This window comes from Peribacillus frigoritolerans, from assembly GCF_030676415.1.
Classification (GTDB): Bacteria; Bacillota; Bacilli; order Bacillales; family DSM-1321; genus Peribacillus; species Peribacillus frigoritolerans_A.
Map to the genome: position 1 here is coordinate 18,019 of NZ_JAUUTW010000001.1, position 16,873 is coordinate 34,891.

Consider the following 16,873-nt stretch of genomic DNA (forward strand, 5'->3'; position numbering starts at 1 on the left):
AAGCTGGTCGGAAAGCGAGGGATTTATATGCTTGGTTTAGCAAAAGGTTTAACCTATACATTAAAGAACTTGACGAGGAAAAAAGTGACCTATGACTACCCGAATGAGCCGCTTCCGCTCCCTGACCGATTCCGCGGAATCCAAAAATTCTATCCTGAAAAGTGTATTGTATGCAATCAATGCGTGACGATTTGTCCAACGGATTGTATTCAATTAACTGGTAAGAAACATCCGGACCCGTCGAAAAAAGGAAAAATCATCGATACGTATGACATCAATTTTGAGATTTGCATTTTATGTGATTTATGTACGGAGGTCTGCCCTACAGAAGCAATCGTGATGACGAATCAATTCGAGCTGGCCGAGTATAGCCGTGATCATTTATTTAAAAATCTGGAGTGGCTGGATGAAAATGATGAAAATATCCGGAAGGTGAATAAAGTATGAGTTTGTCGGGTGAATTAATTGCCTTTATTGGTTTGGCACTCGTCGCGATATTAGGCGGGGTGCTGCTGATTACCTTAACAAAAGTGGTACACATGGTAATTGCACTTGTTTTTACTTTCTTGGGCATTGCAGGCATTTATATGCTGCTATCGGCCGAGTTTGTCGCCATTGTCCAAATCCTTATTTATTCAGGGGCAATTACGATCGTGATGCTATTCGGGATTATGCTGACAAAACACCAAGAAAATGATGCACCCGTTAAAGGGGGCTGGGGGAATTTCTCCTTTCTGGCAGCGATTGCTGGATTTGCCGTGGCGGTTTATCTGGGGATTTATAATCTGGATATACCTGTACAGCCAACGGCCTTGCATGAGGAAAATACAAAGCAAATAGGAATCGAACTTTTTTCAAAATATGTGATTCCATTTGAAGTGATGTCGGTACTCCTGCTGGTTGCTTTAGTCGGTGCCATTGTATTGGCTAAAAAAGATGATGAGGAGGGAGATCGATCATGACGGGAGTTCCCTTGTCGGCTTACCTTGTATTGGCACTCGTTTTATTTTGTATAGGGCTGTATGGGGCTTTGACGAAAAGAAATGCGGTCATTGTTTTGATTTCAATCGAGCTGATGCTCAACGCTGCGAATATCAATTTAGTTGCCTTCAGTAAATTCGGGGTAACGCCATCCATTACGGGTCAAGTTTTTTCCTTATTCACGATAACAATCGCTGCGGCCGAGGCAGCTGTAGGGCTGGCTATACTAATGTCCCTTTATCGCAATCGGAAGACGGTCAATGTCGATGAAATGGAAATTATGAAGCATTGAAGGTTTATATAAATGAAGAAGGGGATTTGATACGATGATGGAGCACGCATGGCTCATACCGATCTTTCCACTCGTCACGTTTCTGGTTCTGCTTCTATCAGGCGGGCGGTTGCGGGAACGAGGGGCTTTTATAGGAATAATATGTACATTGGCTTCGTTTGTTTTATCGTTGCTTGTCCTGATAGAACGATTTAAAGAACCTACTTATAATATATCGATGGATTGGCTTTCCTTCGGAGGGACGCAACTTACAGCTGGATTCGAAATCAATCAGCTTAATGCCTTGATGCTTGTGGTCGTTTCCCTTGTCAGCCTGCTTGTCCAGATATATTCGAAGGGGTATATGAAGGGTGAAGTGCGATTCTCCATTTTTTATGCTTATCTGGGCTTCTTCACCTTTGCCATGCTTGGACTTGTCATGGCACCCAATTTATTACAACTTTATATCTTCTGGGAATTGGTCGGGGTGGGGTCTTTCCTGCTCATTGGGTTTTACTTTTATAAACTGGAAGCTAAGGCTGCAGCGAAGAAGGCATTCATCATGACCAGGATTGGGGATGTAGGGCTCTTAATCGGCATCATTCTTCTATTCTGGGAAACAGGCAGCTTTGAATATGGAGAGATCTTTCAAGCCGTTCAATCGGGCATGATATCAAGTGAAAAACTGACTTTGATCGCTATTTTGATTTTTATCGGTGCGGTTGGAAAGTCTGGACAATTTCCACTTCACACATGGCTTCCTGATGCAATGGAAGGCCCGACTCCGGTTTCCGCTTTGATACATGCAGCGACCATGGTTGCTGCAGGGGTTTACCTGGTGGCGGCCATGTTTCCGTTATTCATGGCTAGTGAAGCAGCGATGCAGGTCGTAGCAATAACAGGTGGAGTTACAGCCATATTTGCCGCAAGCGTTGCCATAGTGCAAAAGGATGTTAAGCGTGTATTGGCCTATTCGACAATCTCTCAGCTTGGTTTTATGATGCTTGCTTTAGGTACTTCGGGATATGTGGCCGGGGTGTTTCATTTAATGACCCATGCCTTTTTTAAAGCATTGCTGTTTTTGGCAGCAGGCAGTGTTATTCACGCTATACATACACAGGATATGGAAAAGATGGGCGGCCTATGGGGTAAATTGAATTGGACTGGGCCGCTGTTCTTGACTGGCACTTTGGCGATATCGGGGTTTCCATTGCTCTCGGGTTTTTTCAGTAAAGATGAAATTCTAATGGCAGCCTGGGAGAATGGTAGTTATATACTGTTTGGTCTGGCAGTGGTTACCTCCTTTTTAACTGCGTTTTATATGTTCCGTCTGTTTTTCATGATGTTTGCAGGCGATTCGCGCAGTCAAGTAAAACAGGTCAAGGAATCACCTTTCATCATGTTAATTCCCATGCTCGCATTGGCTTTGCTTGCTGTAATCAGCGGGTATATCCAAACACCGTGGTTTGGAACTTTCCTTGGGGAGTGGCTTGTGGAGGGAAATGAAACTCTTCTAGGTGCCAGCCATAGTGAGGGGCCCGTTTGGATAATGTTGATGGCAGTGTTTGTATCTCTGGCCGGGATATACCTTGCTTATATGTTATACGCTAAAAAGAAGTTACCTCGGGAATGGCTTGTCAAAGAAAACTCCGAGGTATATAGGGTTTTGGAAAATAAGTATTATATTGATGAGATTTACCATTTTACTGCAGGCTATGCAATCAAAGGCTTTAGTATATTCCTATCTTATATTGAAAGGTTCATTGTCGGTGGCCTGGTTTCCACTGTAACAAGTTCAATAGAGGGATTGGGGAAAATAGGGTCTAAACTGCAAACGGGACAGGTACAGCAATATGGAATGATAGCCTTTCTGGGACTTGCGGTACTGTTGGTGATTTTTGCAGTGACTGGGGGGTATCTAAGATGAATGTCTATTTGCTCTCGCTTTTAGTGTTTTCACCGCTGCTGGGCATAGTGATGGTTGCCCTTATGCCGAAAAAAGAGGAAAGGACGATTAAACAATTTGGCTTTTTCGGAACACTGCCTCCCCTATTCCTATCGTTCTTTCTATGGAGCCAATATTATTCGGGTGTGGCCCTATCCTTATTTGACATTAAGTTGAATTGGATCAGGTTTGGTAATTTGGAGATGTATGATCCCAAGCTCTTCACGGTTGACTTTGAGTTGGGGCTGGATGGATTAAGTCTCATCTTCATATTACTGACAACAATCATTTCATCACTGGCCGCAATCGCATCCATTTATATAAAAAAAGAATGGAAAGGGTATTATTTGTTATTTTTGATCCTGGAGATTGGAATGCTCGGTGTCTTCACGGCAGAAAATTTGGTCCTTTTTTTCATCTTTTTTGAAATGACTTTGATTCCTGCTTTCTTTTTAATTGGTAGGTGGGGCTTTCTGGAGAGGGAGAAAGCTTCTTATAGTTTTCTGATTTATAATGGCGTTGGTTCGGCTGTTTTACTGGTGGCCATTTTGATTTTGTTTGCCAGGACAGGTACGACTAACATTGCAGCATTGACACAGATGATGACAATGGGCGGTGTTTCGCTTTTTGCACCCATATCCGGTTCGATGAAATATGGTTTATGTCTCGCCTTTCTCGTTGCATTTGCGATAAAGCTGCCCGTCTTTCCCTTTCACAGCTGGATGGTGCGGGTCCATGCAGAAGCACCTCCATCCATAGTCATGATACATGCGGGTGTCCTATTGAAAATAGGGGCATACGGAATCATCCGGTTTGGTATGGGGATATTTCCTGAACAATATAAAAGCTTGGCCTTTACCATTGTCCTATTTGGGGTCCTCAGTTTTTTATATGGTGCATTTCTAGCATTGGTACAAACGGATTTCAAGCTCGTTTTAGCCTACTCATCAATCTCACATATGGGTATCGTCATGATGGGGCTGGGAGCTTTGAATGAAGCGGGCATTCAGGGAGCTATTTTTCAAGTCATCTCACATGGGCTAATTGCTGCTTTGTTGTTTTTCTTGGTAGGAGTGTTGTATGAGCGGACGGGAACCACCATGCTTCCTAAGCTTGGGGGATTGGCCAAGTCGATGCCGGTTTTTTCAGGGTTTATGTTAGCTTGCGGGATGGCTTCACTCGGTTTGCCTGGCATGTCCGGCTTCATCAGTGAATTCATGGTATTTCTTGGCTTATTCAAGAGTCAGCCGTTGCTTGCGGCAATAGGGGTGATCGGCCTCGTATTAACCGCTGTTTATGTACTGAGGGCCGTCATGCTGATGACTTTCGGAAAAAATGATAGCTTGATAGAAAGAGAGAAACGGGACCTTGGAAGCTGGGAGTTTGTCCCGGCATTGGTTCTTCTCGGGTTGATTATATCTGTTGGGGTATACCCAAATTTGTTAGGCGGGCCTCTTCAAGGAACGATTGAAGCCATGATGCTAGCTCTAGGGGGGCGATGAAGGATGGATTGGAACACGATGCTTTCTTATGATTGGGGAGCGATGATGCCGGAATTCATCATCCTTGGAACGACCATGATTCTTTCGATATTGGATTTATTCTGGCCGAAGCACTTTAATCGGAGAAAACTGGCATGGCTCGCGCTAACCGGAATCATTTTGGCATGTTTGTCACTGATTAGCCTGCTATCCTTTGAGACAGTCAGTATCTTATCCGATACGTTTCGTTTAGATTCATTTGCAAAAGCTTTTAAGCTGCTACTGTTATTCGGAGCGGCCCTAATCATCCTTCTGGCTGAAGGATATGAACCGCAAGAGGGGCTGAAGGAGCACCGGGGGGAATTTTATTATCTGTTCCTGACCGCTTTGCTTGGAGCGATGGTCATGTCCTCAAGCGGTGATTTGATAACGCTGTTCGTTGGACTGGAACTTCTTTCAATTTCATCTTATATATTAGTCGGAATACGCAAGCATGATCGGAAGTCCAACGAAGCGTCCATGAAGTATGTGATAAACGGCGGCATTTCCACAGCGTTCACTTTATTCGGGATGAGCTATTTATATGGAGTGACCGGTTCCGTCAATCTAGGTGAAATGAGCCGGACGATGGCTGCGATGACGGACGGCCAGCTGCAATACATTATGGGACTCGCTTTCTTCATGGTATTTGTCGGTGTATCCTTCAAGATAGCTGCGGCACCATTTCATATGTGGGCACCGGATGTCTATGAGGGGGCACCGACACCGGTCGCAGCCTTCTTGAGTGTAATTTCGAAAATGGCGGGTTTCGTCATCATCCTGCGCATTTTTCTCTCGTTGTTCCTAACAGCTTCCGGTGATACGTTCGGAGCGCTCGAATTTTTGGAAAAAAATAATATCTATATAGCTTCATTGGCGGGGCTGACGATCATCATTGGAAATGTGGTTGCGTTAAGGCAGCAAAATTTAAAACGATTGTTCGCCTATTCAAGCATCGCTCATGCGGGTTACCTGCTTGTAGCGGTGGCAACATTGGGCGGGGGATATTTCCTGCTGGATACTGTCTGGTTTTACCTAATGGCTTATGTATTAATGAATATCGGTGTATTTGCAGTCATTCAGCTGCTCTCCAGCCAAAGTGGGTCAGAAGATATTAGCATTCTTGCAGGACTGGGGAGGAAATCACCGTATCTTGCTATGGCATTCACCGTATTTATCCTATCGCTTGCAGGAATTCCCGGGACGACGGGTTTCATTGGCAAACTCAATATCTTTCTTGGAACATTCATAACGGAGCCTGGACATTTTGTCCTTGCGGGAATCATGATTGCAGGTACCATTGTGTCCTATGTGTATTATTTCGGATTATTGGTGCAGGTCTTTTTCCGGCCCATTCATTCAGAGAAGGCCATTGAAATTCGTCCGGGTCTTTACACCGTGTTGATCTTTTGCGTAATAGGCACCATACTTTTCGGGGTGGCGCCAAATATTGCCTTTGATTTTATTCATGATCAATTTGGCGAATTCACAGACTTTATTTCGAGTAAATGATATAATGCCTGTATCAGAGGCTTGTTCCATTGGATCAAGCCTCTATTTACAGTTTTAAAAAGATATTTTGTAATTCTTCCTTTTAAATTCCAAATATGAAGGGGTTTTGTGTTAGAATAGAATTTGGGTGTCTTTTAGGAGGTATGTACATGTTTTCAGCAATGGGACAGCAGGCTTTAACGGGAATTATTGCACACTTGTTTTTCATCGCAGTTACCTGGTGGGCTTTACAGGCATTACATTTTGATAAAATGTTAAGATCCAATTCGGTCATCAAGGCCAGGGTTTTATATATTTTATTAACGGTTGCCATCGGTTCAGTTGTAAGTAATTTCTTCCTTGACTACCTGGGATTTGCAAACCAACTCCCGTATATGTTTAGTAATGACTGATAAGCTGTAAGACTTTTCTTATAGCAAAATATGATTCTACTCTTGTATTCGCTTTTGCTTCCTGCCAGTTTAAGGGGAAGGTGTCACCAATTGTCGGAAAACTCGAAGTATGATCTCTCTCCTTATGGAAAGAATGTGTAAAAGGGGAGGGATTTAACATGTATTTTTTAAATAAAAAAATGTTAACATACATAGTATTTCTTGGTTTGATGGTGATTTTAATTGGGAATAGTACGATTGTGGCAGAAAGTAAACCAGATATAGTTAAATTGGTGGGACTGTTACAAGATGATAAAGATTTAGACATAGGGGATTGGTCTGTACTCACTAGAGAAATAAATAAAGAGATTACAACTAAACAAGAGTTTGAAAGCGAAGTTACAGCTTTAAAACGAAAATACCCTCAATTTCAATGGCACCGGAAAGATGATGCTTCCGGCTGGAAGGCTGAGGCGTTAACTTACAATGTCGATTCAGGTCTGACCGAGTCTATCAAAATAATGACAACGGAAGAGAAATTTGATAAAGTTACCTATGTCATTTACGAAGTGAAGGGGGAAAAGTGGAAGAAAGCCAATGCGGCATTTTTTACTGCTACGTTCCAAAACAGGGTGAATGACCTATTTATAGGGACTCCTTCAATTTTTTCTTGTATTAAAGGGTCTATCAATGATAATATGGATTCGGTTTTAAACTCTAAAACTGAAGACCTGTTAGATATGTTCCAAGCAAGGGAAATTGAGAGTGTGCATGAAACAAACTTTACATCTATATCTGCACATTCAACATTGTTTAAACAACCTTTGACAAAAGAAAAATTAAATTTGCAGTTTGGGCTACGGACAGAAGGATTGGGTGACCGAACGAACTTTGTAGTTGGCACACCAATCATAACGTTTGAATATTAATATAGAGAAAATGGACGCGGAGGGGAATACTTTTGGAAAAAATCATCGTCCGCGGCGGAAAAAGGCTTAGCGGGACAGTTAAAGTAGAAGGTGCTAAAAACGCCGTTTTGCCAGTTATCGCTGCAACATTATTAGCAAGTGATGGGAAAAGTATCATTAAAGATGTTCCTACGCTCTCCGATGTATATACAATCAATGAAGTATTGCGCAACTTAAATGCAGATGTTGCCTTTCATGACAATCAAGTAACTGTAGATGCATCAAGAGAGTTATTAGAAGAAGCACCATTTGAATATGTACGTAAAATGAGAGCTTCCGTTTTAGTGATGGGCTCATTATTAGCAAGGAATGGCCGGGCCCGCGTTGCTCTTCCTGGTGGCTGTGCCATCGGATCACGTCCTATCGACCAGCATTTAAAGGGCTTTGAAGCGATGGGAGCAAAAGTGAAGGTCGGCAATGGTTTCATTGATGCCGAGGTAGAAGGCAGACTTAAGGGTGCAAGAGTGTATCTTGACTTCCCGAGTGTGGGTGCCACTGAAAACATCATGATGGCAGCAACACTTGCTGAAGGTATAACTATTCTTGAAAATGTGGCCAAAGAGCCTGAAATTGTAGATCTTGCGAATCTCCTTAATAAAATGGGTGCCAAAGTCAGAGGTGCCGGTACTGGTACGATGAGAATCGAAGGTGTCGATAAATTATATGGCACTGAACATACGATTATACCTGACCGTATCGAAGCTGGTACATTCATGACTGCGGCCGCTCTTACTGGCGGCAATGTTCTTGTTCAAGGAGCTGTACCTGAACACCTTACTTCCCTTATTGCTAAAATGGAGGAAATGGGCGTTAAAATTCTTGAAGAAGAAGATGGATTACGCGTTATCGGTCCAAAAACCTTGAAGGCCATTGATATCAAAACAATGCCGCATCCTGGTTTCCCGACTGATATGCAATCACAAATGATGGCATTATTATTGCGTGCTGAAGGAACAAGTATGATTACGGAGACCGTTTTCGAAAACCGTTTTATGCATGTTGAGGAATTCCGTCGCATGAATGCCAATATTAAAATAGAAGGTCGTTCCGTTATCGTTAATGGACCAACTAACATTCAAGGTGCTGAAGTAGCTGCAACAGATTTACGTGCCGCGGCAGCGCTCATCCTGACTGGATTGGTTGCAGATGGCATTACTCGTGTTACAGAATTGAAGCATCTTGACAGAGGGTACGTGAATTTCCATGGTAAATTGGCATCTCTAGGTGCTGATGTGGAACGTATTAACGAAGATGTACCTGCTGAAACTAAAAAAATTGCAGATTTAAACGCATAAGTTAGCTTATAAAACCATTCACGTTCGAGTCATTGAACCGTGAATGGTTTTTTTGTCTTGTTCCGGGTTCATCTCCTACAGTTAAATAGTTGTCGTTTTTCTATTCATAAAAGCTTGTCCTTCGACATACATTTGTTATGTAAAGATACCTGCTGATACGATTATACGGCAGAGAAAACAAGTGTAGGGAGGCTCAGGAATTTGAAAGCATTCAAACCGATGATCGTACTATTCATAGCAGTAGCATTCGTAATTATCATGATTCCAGCAGTGCTTGTGCTTCCATTTTCAAATGATAAGACAAGTGGGCAGTTAACCGAACAATTAGAAAAGAAAGTGAAGAATGAGGGTAAAGAGGTAGCTGCAAATGAAATGAGTTCCGTAGAAGTTGCCGTTTACCGCACATCTGCAAAAAAGATTGAAAAACTGCCGATTGAATCGTACTTGATTGGTGTGGTTGCAGCTGAAATGCCAGCTGACTTTGAAGAAGAAGCGCTGAAGGCACAAGCATTGACAGCGAGGACCTATATTGTCAATCAGCTCATAAGCGAAAGTCGATTAGGCTTGCCGGATGGTGCCGATGTAAGCGATACGGTCATGCACCAAGTTTATAAGAATAATGATGAGCTGAAAAAACAGTGGGGCTCTGATTATAAATCGAAGATGCAAAAAATCAACAAGGCTATAAAGGAAACGGCGGGTCAAATCTTAACCTATGAAGGAAAACCGATTACTGCCACTTTTTTTTCGACCAGCAATGGCTATACGGAGAATTCCGAGGACTATTGGCAAGCTGATTTCCCCTATTTAAAAAGTGTATCCAGTCCGTGGGATAAAGAAGAATCACCAAAATTTTATAATAAAGTTGTAGTAGATACTGCAGATTTTGAAAAAAAACTGGGAGTAAGTCTTTCTTCGGGAACATCAATAGGGACTGTCATTGAAAGAACATCGGGTAATCGCGTAGGTGTAGTGGAAATCGGAGGAAAGAAAATGACAGGAAAACAGATTCGTGAGAAGCTCGGGCTGACATCATCCGATTTTGACTGGGAGCGTCAAGGCAACCAGATTGTCATCACGACAAAAGGGTCTGGACACGGAGTTGGAATGAGCCAATACGGTGCAAATGGCATGGCCAGGGAAGGGAAAACCTATGAAGACATCGTGAAATATTATTATAAAGGCGTCAAAGTTCAGTCTTCAAGTAAGTGGCTGAATACGATGACGGCAAAAAAATGAGAGATGGGGATTCCCATCTCTCATTTTTTTTCGTTTAATTTTTCTATAATCGTCAAAAAGCCCCGTTCACGCTTGAAATAATGATATTGAACATGAAAATAGACTGCAGCTACCCCAATGATATCTTTAATGACATCTATTAAGGTAGAGGAGCGGTATGGGATGAAAGATTGGTGGTATTCATCAATAACTCCGTAAAGGCAAGCTACAAGGGCCGCCAACAGGCTTAAACCAGGTTGCAGTTTTTGATTAGCAGCAAGTGCCGAAACTAATAATATATACAAAAGGGCAAATTCGACGAGATGAAGTGCCTCTTTGATAAATCGGTCAATTGAAGATGAGGGAAGATCAAGAATCATATCATCAGGGTTACTCGACATTATCCAAATGGCAATCATATATAGAAAAGGCAATAACGTTAACACAAGTTTAAAAGCTTTTTTCATGATTTAAACATCCTTCAACAGTAAGATACCAAACATTTTACCATTCTACGAATAAAATCGGTTTCATTTCCACAAAATAAATCTAAAATTTTTTTTTCCTGAATGTATATAATCTTAACAAAATGTTCAGAATGATTGCTGAGGTGATTAATATGAGAGAGGAAGAAAAGAAACCAACTTCCACAATCCGACGTATACTAAAACAACGTTGGGCATTATCAGCAATCTATATCGCAAGTGCAGCCATAATCTTAGCCGCGGCCTTCTTATTACAAAATAGTTTTGATGATTCAGCTAAAGATGGCAAAGAGGAATCGGCTGAAACAGGAAAAAACTATGATCAGCCTTCTGTAGAGGTTAATAGCAATCTTGAGACAATCAAGATGCCTGTAGCCGATGCAGACAAATCGGTTATCAAGAAACAGTTTTATGATGTGAATGCGGATGAAAAGGCACAAGAAGAAGCATTGGTTTTCTACAACAATAGATATGAGCAAAACAAAGGTATAGACATTGCAATGGAAGATGGAAAGTCTTTCGATGTAAAAGCTTCCTTAAGTGGAAATGTAACGAAAGTTCAAGACGATGCGTTACTTGGAAATTTAGTTGAAGTAGAGCATGAAGATGGCGTCGTTACTCGTTATCAATCTGTTAAAGACATTAAGGTTGCAGTCGGTGACAAAGTGAAACAAGGACAAGCAATTGCTACAGCTGGAAAAAGCCAAATCAATGAAGAGGCTGGCGTACATGTACACTTCGAAATCAGAAAAGATAACATTGCGTTAAACCCACTTGATTTCGTTGATAAACAAGCTTCTGCGATTCAATCGGCAACTGATGCCGAAGGAAGTGAACTTGAAGATTCAGCTAATAAAGAAGAAACACCTGCAGTCGAAGGGTCTGAAGCTGATAAAGGAGAAACACCTGCAGTCGAAGGGTCTGAAGCTGATAAAGAAGAAACACCTGCAGTTGAAGGATCTGAAGCTGATAAAGAAGAAACGCCTGCAGTCGAAGAATCTGAAACTGGCACGGAAGAAGCACCTGCAGTTGACGAAACTGACGAGAGCACTGATTTAGAGAGTGGCACTGATGAGGAAGGCTCTGTCCCTGGTGAAGATACAACTGAAGAAAGCGATTCCTTAAAAGATTCGTTAAATCAATCTAATTAAGATTAAGATTTTTAATAAAATCAAAACAAAAACCTAGATCGTTACGAATGACAACAACTGAAAATTTGGTAAAAGGAAGCCGTTCACTTTGAACGGCTTCCTTTTTTTCTTTCGAGGAAATATTGGCCAATATGCTGAAACCTTTGAATTTCTGACAAATTTCTCGGGAAATAATTTGCGCTTTATGAAAATAAATAGATGAAAATCAGAAATAAATCCAAACCTCCTGTCCCATTAGGCATATATTCTTAACCAAGCTAATAAGATGTTATAAACCATGCAAAGAGAGTGTTTGAGGTGAGGAATCGTTTATTACAAATTATCTAATAGGTGAATAATTCTATCTTTCATTGTTTATAGGGCAGCGGTATTCGATTCGAAAAATACGAATCTCATTTCACACTTCTCACATCCAATTTGGGGAGGTCGAGTGGTGTGCACGATTACATCAAAGAAAGAACTATCAAGATAGGAAAGTATATCGTGGAAACTAGAAAAACAGTCCGCGTCATTGCAAAAGAGTTCGGAGTCTCTAAAAGCACGGTGCATAAAGACTTAACTGAGAGGCTGCCAGAAATTAATCCTGATTTGGCTAACGAAGTGAAGGATATATTGGATTATCATAAATCCATTCGTCACCTTAGAGGTGGAGAAGCGACAAAATTAAAATATAAACGTTCTGAAAGAGAAGAAGAAATCGTTAAATGATACTTTTTAATCATTCCGGCAATTGGAAGTAAATCGGGCAATCGGGGAATGAATAAGGGGACATGAAAGTGAGTGTCAGCTTTATTCTTAACCTTGATTGCGGTTCCATGCCGGGATTTTTTTATGGGGAAATACGGAAATGTAGTACTATAGGCATCGATTTTTTTTACATTTTGTCAAAATAGGAAATAATAGTCTATATTAGTGTTTATTTATAATTCATACTTACTTGTGTCAATGCAATATGGTAAAATAAACAATTAGGACAGAAGTAGGTTATATGTGAGGATATTCAAGGAGGATTTAAGAAATGTTTGCTAGAGATATTGGGATAGATCTTGGAACAGCCAATGTTCTTATACATGTCAAAGGTAAAGGAATTGTGTTAAATGAGCCTTCGGTAGTTGCGATTGATAAGAATACGAACCGTGTTCTTGCCGTCGGGGAAGAAGCTCGTAAAATGGTAGGCCGTACTCCAGGAAACATCATCGCAATCCGTCCTTTAAAAGACGGTGTCATTGCGGATTTTGATGTTACAGAATCGATGCTTAAGCATTTTATCAATACATTGAATGTGAAAGGCTTCCTTTCAAAGCCTAGAATTTTAATCTGCTGCCCGACCAACATAACAAGTGTCGAACAAAAGGCGATTAAAGAAGCTGCTGAAAAAAGCGGCGGGAAGAAAGTATTCCTTGAAGAAGAACCAAAAGTGGCTGCAATCGGTGCCGGTATGGATATTTTTCAACCAAGCGGCAATATGGTCGTAGACATTGGCGGGGGTACAACGGATATTGCCGTTCTTTCAATGGGGGATATCGTTACATCTTCTTCTATTAAAATGGCCGGTGACAAATTCGATAATGAGATTTTACATTATGTCAAGCGGAAGTATAAGCTCCTGATTGGTGAACGGACAGCGGAAAACATTAAAATCCAGGTTGCAACCGTCTTCCCTGGATCTCGTAATGAAGTCATCGATATCCGTGGGCGCGATATGGTATCGGGATTGCCTAGAACCATTTCGGTCAATTCGAAAGAAATTGAGGAAGCTCTTCGCGAGCAGGTTTCCATCATTGTACAAGCTGCAAAAAGCGTACTTGAGCGGACGCCGCCAGAACTTTCTGCTGATATCATCGACCGCGGCGTCATTTTAACTGGTGGGGGAGCATTGCTTCACGGGATTGATTTACTCCTTGCTGAAGAACTTAAGGTCCCAGTACTCGTTGCCGAGCAGCCAATGGATTGTGTAGCAATCGGAACCGGTATCATGCTTGATAATATGGATAAATTGCCACGGCACAAATTCAACTAAAAAGCGGATGGAAATCCGCATCATAAGATAGGGGTCTAAGGTTCAGACAAACGTGAGGCATAGTGAAAGTGCGTGCAGTTCTATTACTGATGAGCAATAGGCCCTCTTCTTTTAGTCGAGAATTTAACACCATTCCTTTAAATCTGACCTAGCCTACGATATAGACAAATTCTTCTGCCTAATGCTTTTCCTTTTCCTTAAGATACTTATGTTCATGACCGATAAGATAGATATGAGATTGAACGGGATAAGTTATGTAGATTGAGGAGTGAAGAAAATGTTAAGAGGTTTTTATACGGCTGCTTCCGGGATGCTTACACAGCAAAGGCGCACAGAATTGCTCACAAACAATATGTCCAATGCGAATACAACAGGGTATAAAGCGGATCAAATGAGTGTAAGGTCTTTTCCGGAAATGCTCATAAGCAACATGGGTGGTAAAACGGTTCCTACGGAGAACAAATTGCACATGCCTGGATTATCCCAGGTTGGGGGGCTCAGTACGGGTGTTTACGTACAGGAGGCGAATTCTTTATTTACCCAGGGTACATTGGAGGAAACACAGCTTAATACGGATATTTCCTTGGTTGATGAAAACCTTCCGATCAATGAAGGAACGGGTCGGCCAGGGTCGGTGTTTTTTACTGTCCATGATGGTGATGGAGCTATCCGTTATACGCGTAACGGCAGTTTCACCCTGGATGGGCAAGGTTATCTGACTACACCTTCCGGTCATTATGTATTGAACGAAAATAATGAAAAGATCCAGCTTGATAGCGATCAGTTCACAGTAGCGGAAAAAGGTGTTATTTTAGAAGGAAATGTTCAAACCGCACGTATGGGCATCGGTTATTCGGATGATCCGTCATTACAGCTCATCAAGGATGGGGAAGGCCTATACAAGGCTGTGAATGATGGGGATTTACCTAGCGCATACGCGGCTGCAGATGTCGGTTTTTCTACTAAGCAAGGCTTTCTTGAAGGCTCTAATGTTGACCAATCGAGAACGATGACAGAAATGATGTCGGCATACCGCTCTTTTGAAGCGAGTCAGAAGGTTCTTCAAGCCTATGATAAAAGTTTGGATAAAGCGGTCAATGAAGTTGGCAGGCTTTAATTGAACAGTAGGTGAAATTCGGAAATTTGAACATGTAAGGGGAAAAACCATGAATCGGACGATGATGACGGCGACGAATACGCTGAACCAACTTCAAAGTAAAATCGATCTAATAAGTAATAATATCGCGAATGCGGACACGACTGCCTACAAAAAGACCCAAACGAGTTTCAATGACTTATTGACACAGAGTTTCAATAATCAACCGAGTGAGACCAGGGAAAGAGGAAGATTGACCACACCTGGCATCCGGCAAGGAACAGGTGCTATGATAAGCCAATCTCAATTGGTGCTTTCACAGGGAGCGTTAAAGACTACGGACCGCAACCTTGATGCTGCATTCACCCGGGACGACCTATTCTTCACTGTAAGCGTTCAGGACGATAATGGGGTCAATACAAGGCTTACAAGGGATGGGGCCTTTTATTTATCTCCTAATGCTAACGACCAAATGATGCTCGTTACCTCTGCTGGACATAAAGTCCTTGATGAAAATGGTGAACCGATCCTCATAGAGGGAAATATTAAAGACATTAAGATTTTGGAAAATGGCTTATTGATAGTGGATACAGAAGATTATGGCGAAAAGAGTTTTGGGCTCGGAATTGTCTCGGTCAAGAAACCACAATTTCTTGACCGGCTAGGCGGAAATTTACTTGGCCTGCGCAAAAACTTCAATGCCTTGGGTGTTGCTGAAGACGATATCATGACTGCATTAACAGAGGATTCCCGCAACCAGGCAGCAGTCCGTCAAGGCACTCTGGAGTCCTCAAATGTCGAACTTTCCAAAGAAATGACGGATCTAATCAATGTTCAGCGGTCTTACCAATTTCAATCCCGGGCGGTAACGATGGCTGATCAAATGAGCGGATTAGTCAATGGAATCCGTTAAGGTATCTGGTAAATAAAATGTCTCCCTGCGGAATTAGAGCAAATCGGTTATAATGAATTCATAACAAAGAGAATCATTCGTGCCGATCATTTTGCATAGCTGCTGAATTTCTGGTGTATAGGGAAAATCAGTCGGCGAGTTTTCTTAAAAGGAGCTTTCACATTCTATATGGAACAAAATCGTGTAATGAGACAACAAATTGAAGAAGAGATACAGGAAGTTGAGGCGAAACCGAATCGTAGAATCAAGGTCCGTCTTTTGCCCATTTGGCTTCGTTTACTCATTGTTATCGGATTGATTTTCATTGCTGTATTATCCGGGGCACTATTAGGATATAGTGTGATTGGTGGAGGACATGCAATGGATGTTTTCCAAAAATCCACATGGACCCATATTATTGATATAGTGAACAAGGGCGCGTAGTTCCATGTTTTTTTGAAGTAGTTGCTGTCGTTAGCGGATTTATATTACATGGCAACTACGCCTCTGTCTACATGACAGGGGCGAATTTACGTTATGTTTGAAATATTTAAGTCATAGGAGGAACAAGTATGCTTGATATCACACAAATAAAGGAAATTATCCCGCATCGTTACCCATTTTTATTAGTCGACCGGATCATAGAAATAGATGAAGGGAAAAGAGCGGTTGGATTGAAGAATGTCTCAGCAAATGAAGAATTCTTTAATGGTCATTTCCCCGATTATCCAGTTATGCCTGGAGTTTTAATTGTAGAGGCATTAGCACAAGTTGGCGCTGTAGCCGTTTTGAAACAAGAAGAATACAAAGGGCGGCTTGCATTTTTTGCTGGGATTGATAATTGCCGCTTTAAAAAGCAAGTTAAACCAGGTGATCAGCTGCGTCTGGAAGTGGAAATAGTGCGTATGAGAGGGTCAATGGGTAAAGGGAAAGCAGTGGCAACGGTAGATGGAGAAACAGCATGTGAAGCCGATATCATGTTTGCTTTTGGTGACAAATAAGATTCATTTTCAGTGAAGGGGAAATAGGATATTTTAACTGCATTTTCCGAAAAATGGTTTAATGAATCGTGAAGCGGTGTATATAAAGCACTGCATTGCTTTTTAAAGCAAGAGCGGTTTTTAGAACTTTCTATTCTCCCTTTGAAT

18 protein-coding genes are annotated in these 16,873 nt (G+C 41.7%); 17 read left to right on the forward strand and 1 reads right to left on the reverse strand.

The annotated features are described in order from the left end of the window. Nucleotides 1-27: 27 nt before the first annotated feature. From nuoI to spoIID, 10 genes are all read left to right on the forward strand, one after another. Nucleotides 28-447, forward strand: a complete 420-nt coding sequence (gene nuoI, locus Q8G36_RS00095; protein WP_048685828.1) for an NADH-quinone oxidoreductase subunit NuoI — start codon at nt 28-30, stop codon at nt 445-447. After that, the gene (locus Q8G36_RS00100) at nt 444-962 is read left to right on the forward strand and encodes an NADH-quinone oxidoreductase subunit J (RefSeq protein ID WP_305158422.1); all 519 of its coding nucleotides are present in this window, start codon (nt 444-446) and stop codon (nt 960-962) included. Before nuoI ends, Q8G36_RS00100 begins: the two co-directional genes overlap by 4 nt. Next, nucleotides 959-1,273, forward strand: coding sequence for an NADH-quinone oxidoreductase subunit NuoK (gene nuoK, locus Q8G36_RS00105; protein WP_063236468.1), 315 nt, complete (start codon nt 959-961; stop codon nt 1,271-1,273). Before Q8G36_RS00100 ends, nuoK begins: the two co-directional genes overlap by 4 nt. A gap of 34 nt (nt 1,274-1,307) precedes the next feature. Then, the gene (gene nuoL, locus Q8G36_RS00110; protein WP_305158423.1) at nt 1,308-3,179 is read left to right on the forward strand and encodes an NADH-quinone oxidoreductase subunit L; all 1,872 of its coding nucleotides are present in this window, start codon (nt 1,308-1,310) and stop codon (nt 3,177-3,179) included. Next, nucleotides 3,176-4,699, forward strand: a complete 1,524-nt coding sequence (locus Q8G36_RS00115) for a complex I subunit 4 family protein (RefSeq protein ID WP_305158424.1) — start codon at nt 3,176-3,178, stop codon at nt 4,697-4,699. The genes nuoL and Q8G36_RS00115 overlap by 4 nt, the downstream gene beginning before the upstream one ends. A 3-nt stretch (nt 4,700-4,702) precedes the next feature. Then, nucleotides 4,703-6,229, forward strand: a complete 1,527-nt coding sequence (gene nuoN, locus Q8G36_RS00120) for an NADH-quinone oxidoreductase subunit NuoN (RefSeq protein ID WP_305158425.1) — start codon at nt 4,703-4,705, stop codon at nt 6,227-6,229. Between the two features lie 149 nt (nt 6,230-6,378). Then, nucleotides 6,379-6,621 (forward strand): DUF1146 family protein, encoded by a 243-nt coding sequence (locus Q8G36_RS00125; RefSeq protein WP_034315776.1) that lies wholly within the window; start codon nt 6,379-6,381, stop codon nt 6,619-6,621. 158 nt (nt 6,622-6,779) lie between these two features. After that, nucleotides 6,780-7,529, forward strand: a complete 750-nt coding sequence (locus tag Q8G36_RS00130; RefSeq protein WP_305158426.1) for a YwmB family TATA-box binding protein — start codon at nt 6,780-6,782, stop codon at nt 7,527-7,529. A gap of 32 nt (nt 7,530-7,561) precedes the next feature. After that, complete coding sequence (murA, locus tag Q8G36_RS00135; RefSeq protein ID WP_034315774.1) at nt 7,562-8,863, forward strand: UDP-N-acetylglucosamine 1-carboxyvinyltransferase; 1,302 nt, start codon at nt 7,562-7,564, stop codon at nt 8,861-8,863. Nucleotides 8,864-9,064: 201 nt separating this feature from the next. Then, nucleotides 9,065-10,102 (forward strand): stage II sporulation protein D, encoded by a 1,038-nt coding sequence (spoIID, locus tag Q8G36_RS00140; RefSeq protein WP_305158427.1) that lies wholly within the window; start codon nt 9,065-9,067, stop codon nt 10,100-10,102. Between the two features lie 20 nt (nt 10,103-10,122). Here the strand turns inward: spoIID and Q8G36_RS00145 are convergent, their stop codons facing one another. Then, on the reverse strand, nt 10,123-10,548 hold the full coding sequence (locus Q8G36_RS00145) for a VanZ family protein (RefSeq protein ID WP_305158428.1): 426 nt from the start codon (nt 10,546-10,548) through the stop codon (nt 10,123-10,125). A 152-nt stretch (nt 10,549-10,700) separates the two neighbouring features. Here Q8G36_RS00145 and Q8G36_RS00150 point away from each other — a divergent pair, with 152 nt between their 5' ends. The 7 genes from Q8G36_RS00150 to fabZ all read left to right on the forward strand — a co-directional run bounded on the left by Q8G36_RS00150 (nt 10,701) and on the right by fabZ (nt 16,726). After that, nucleotides 10,701-11,717, forward strand: coding sequence for a peptidoglycan DD-metalloendopeptidase family protein (locus Q8G36_RS00150; protein WP_305158429.1), 1,017 nt, complete (start codon nt 10,701-10,703; stop codon nt 11,715-11,717). Between the two features lie 435 nt (nt 11,718-12,152). After that, on the forward strand, nt 12,153-12,425 hold the full coding sequence (gene spoIIID / locus Q8G36_RS00155; RefSeq protein ID WP_034315767.1) for a sporulation transcriptional regulator SpoIIID: 273 nt from the start codon (nt 12,153-12,155) through the stop codon (nt 12,423-12,425). A gap of 310 nt (nt 12,426-12,735) precedes the next feature. Further along, complete coding sequence (locus Q8G36_RS00160; RefSeq protein ID WP_305158430.1) at nt 12,736-13,737, forward strand: rod shape-determining protein; 1,002 nt, start codon at nt 12,736-12,738, stop codon at nt 13,735-13,737. Between the two features lie 277 nt (nt 13,738-14,014). Then, nucleotides 14,015-14,854, forward strand: a complete 840-nt coding sequence (locus Q8G36_RS00165) for a flagellar hook-basal body protein (protein WP_305158431.1) — start codon at nt 14,015-14,017, stop codon at nt 14,852-14,854. Nucleotides 14,855-14,903: 49 nt separating this feature from the next. Continuing rightward, nucleotides 14,904-15,746 carry a flagellar hook-basal body protein gene (locus tag Q8G36_RS00170; protein ID WP_305158432.1) on the forward strand — a complete coding sequence of 281 codons (843 nt, stop codon included), beginning with the start codon at nt 14,904-14,906 and terminating at the stop codon, nt 15,744-15,746. Between the two features lie 168 nt (nt 15,747-15,914). Next, complete coding sequence (locus tag Q8G36_RS00175) at nt 15,915-16,169, forward strand: DNA-directed RNA polymerase subunit beta (RefSeq protein WP_305158433.1); 255 nt, start codon at nt 15,915-15,917, stop codon at nt 16,167-16,169. Nucleotides 16,170-16,297: 128 nt separating this feature from the next. Next, on the forward strand, nt 16,298-16,726 hold the full coding sequence (gene fabZ / locus Q8G36_RS00180) for a 3-hydroxyacyl-ACP dehydratase FabZ (protein WP_034315755.1): 429 nt from the start codon (nt 16,298-16,300) through the stop codon (nt 16,724-16,726). The last annotated feature ends 147 nt before the right edge of the window (nt 16,727-16,873 follow it).

Excerpts from the sequence above, each read along its gene's own strand:
- nuoI (WP_048685828.1), top strand. The coding sequence starts at position 28 with ATGCTTGGTTTAGCAAAAGGTTTAACCTATACATTAAAGAACTTGACG.
- Q8G36_RS00100 (WP_305158422.1), top strand. The coding sequence starts at position 444 with ATGAGTTTGTCGGGTGAATTAATTGCCTTTATTGGTTTGGCACTCGTC.
- nuoK (WP_063236468.1), top strand. The coding sequence starts at position 959 with ATGACGGGAGTTCCCTTGTCGGCTTACCTTGTATTGGCACTCGTTTTA.
- nuoL (WP_305158423.1), top strand. The coding sequence starts at position 1,308 with ATGATGGAGCACGCATGGCTCATACCGATCTTTCCACTCGTCACGTTT.
- Q8G36_RS00115 (WP_305158424.1), top strand. The coding sequence starts at position 3,176 with ATGAATGTCTATTTGCTCTCGCTTTTAGTGTTTTCACCGCTGCTGGGC.
- nuoN (WP_305158425.1), top strand. The coding sequence starts at position 4,703 with ATGGATTGGAACACGATGCTTTCTTATGATTGGGGAGCGATGATGCCG.
- Q8G36_RS00125 (WP_034315776.1), top strand. The coding sequence starts at position 6,379 with ATGTTTTCAGCAATGGGACAGCAGGCTTTAACGGGAATTATTGCACAC.
- Q8G36_RS00130 (WP_305158426.1), top strand. The coding sequence starts at position 6,780 with ATGTATTTTTTAAATAAAAAAATGTTAACATACATAGTATTTCTTGGT.
- Q8G36_RS00145 (WP_305158428.1), bottom strand. The coding sequence starts at position 10,548 with ATGAAAAAAGCTTTTAAACTTGTGTTAACGTTATTGCCTTTTCTATAT.
- Q8G36_RS00150 (WP_305158429.1), top strand. The coding sequence starts at position 10,701 with ATGAGAGAGGAAGAAAAGAAACCAACTTCCACAATCCGACGTATACTA.
- Q8G36_RS00160 (WP_305158430.1), top strand. The coding sequence starts at position 12,736 with ATGTTTGCTAGAGATATTGGGATAGATCTTGGAACAGCCAATGTTCTT.
- Q8G36_RS00165 (WP_305158431.1), top strand. The coding sequence starts at position 14,015 with ATGTTAAGAGGTTTTTATACGGCTGCTTCCGGGATGCTTACACAGCAA.
- Q8G36_RS00170 (WP_305158432.1), top strand. The coding sequence starts at position 14,904 with ATGAATCGGACGATGATGACGGCGACGAATACGCTGAACCAACTTCAA.
- Q8G36_RS00175 (WP_305158433.1), top strand. The coding sequence starts at position 15,915 with ATGGAACAAAATCGTGTAATGAGACAACAAATTGAAGAAGAGATACAG.
- fabZ (WP_034315755.1), top strand. The coding sequence starts at position 16,298 with ATGCTTGATATCACACAAATAAAGGAAATTATCCCGCATCGTTACCCA.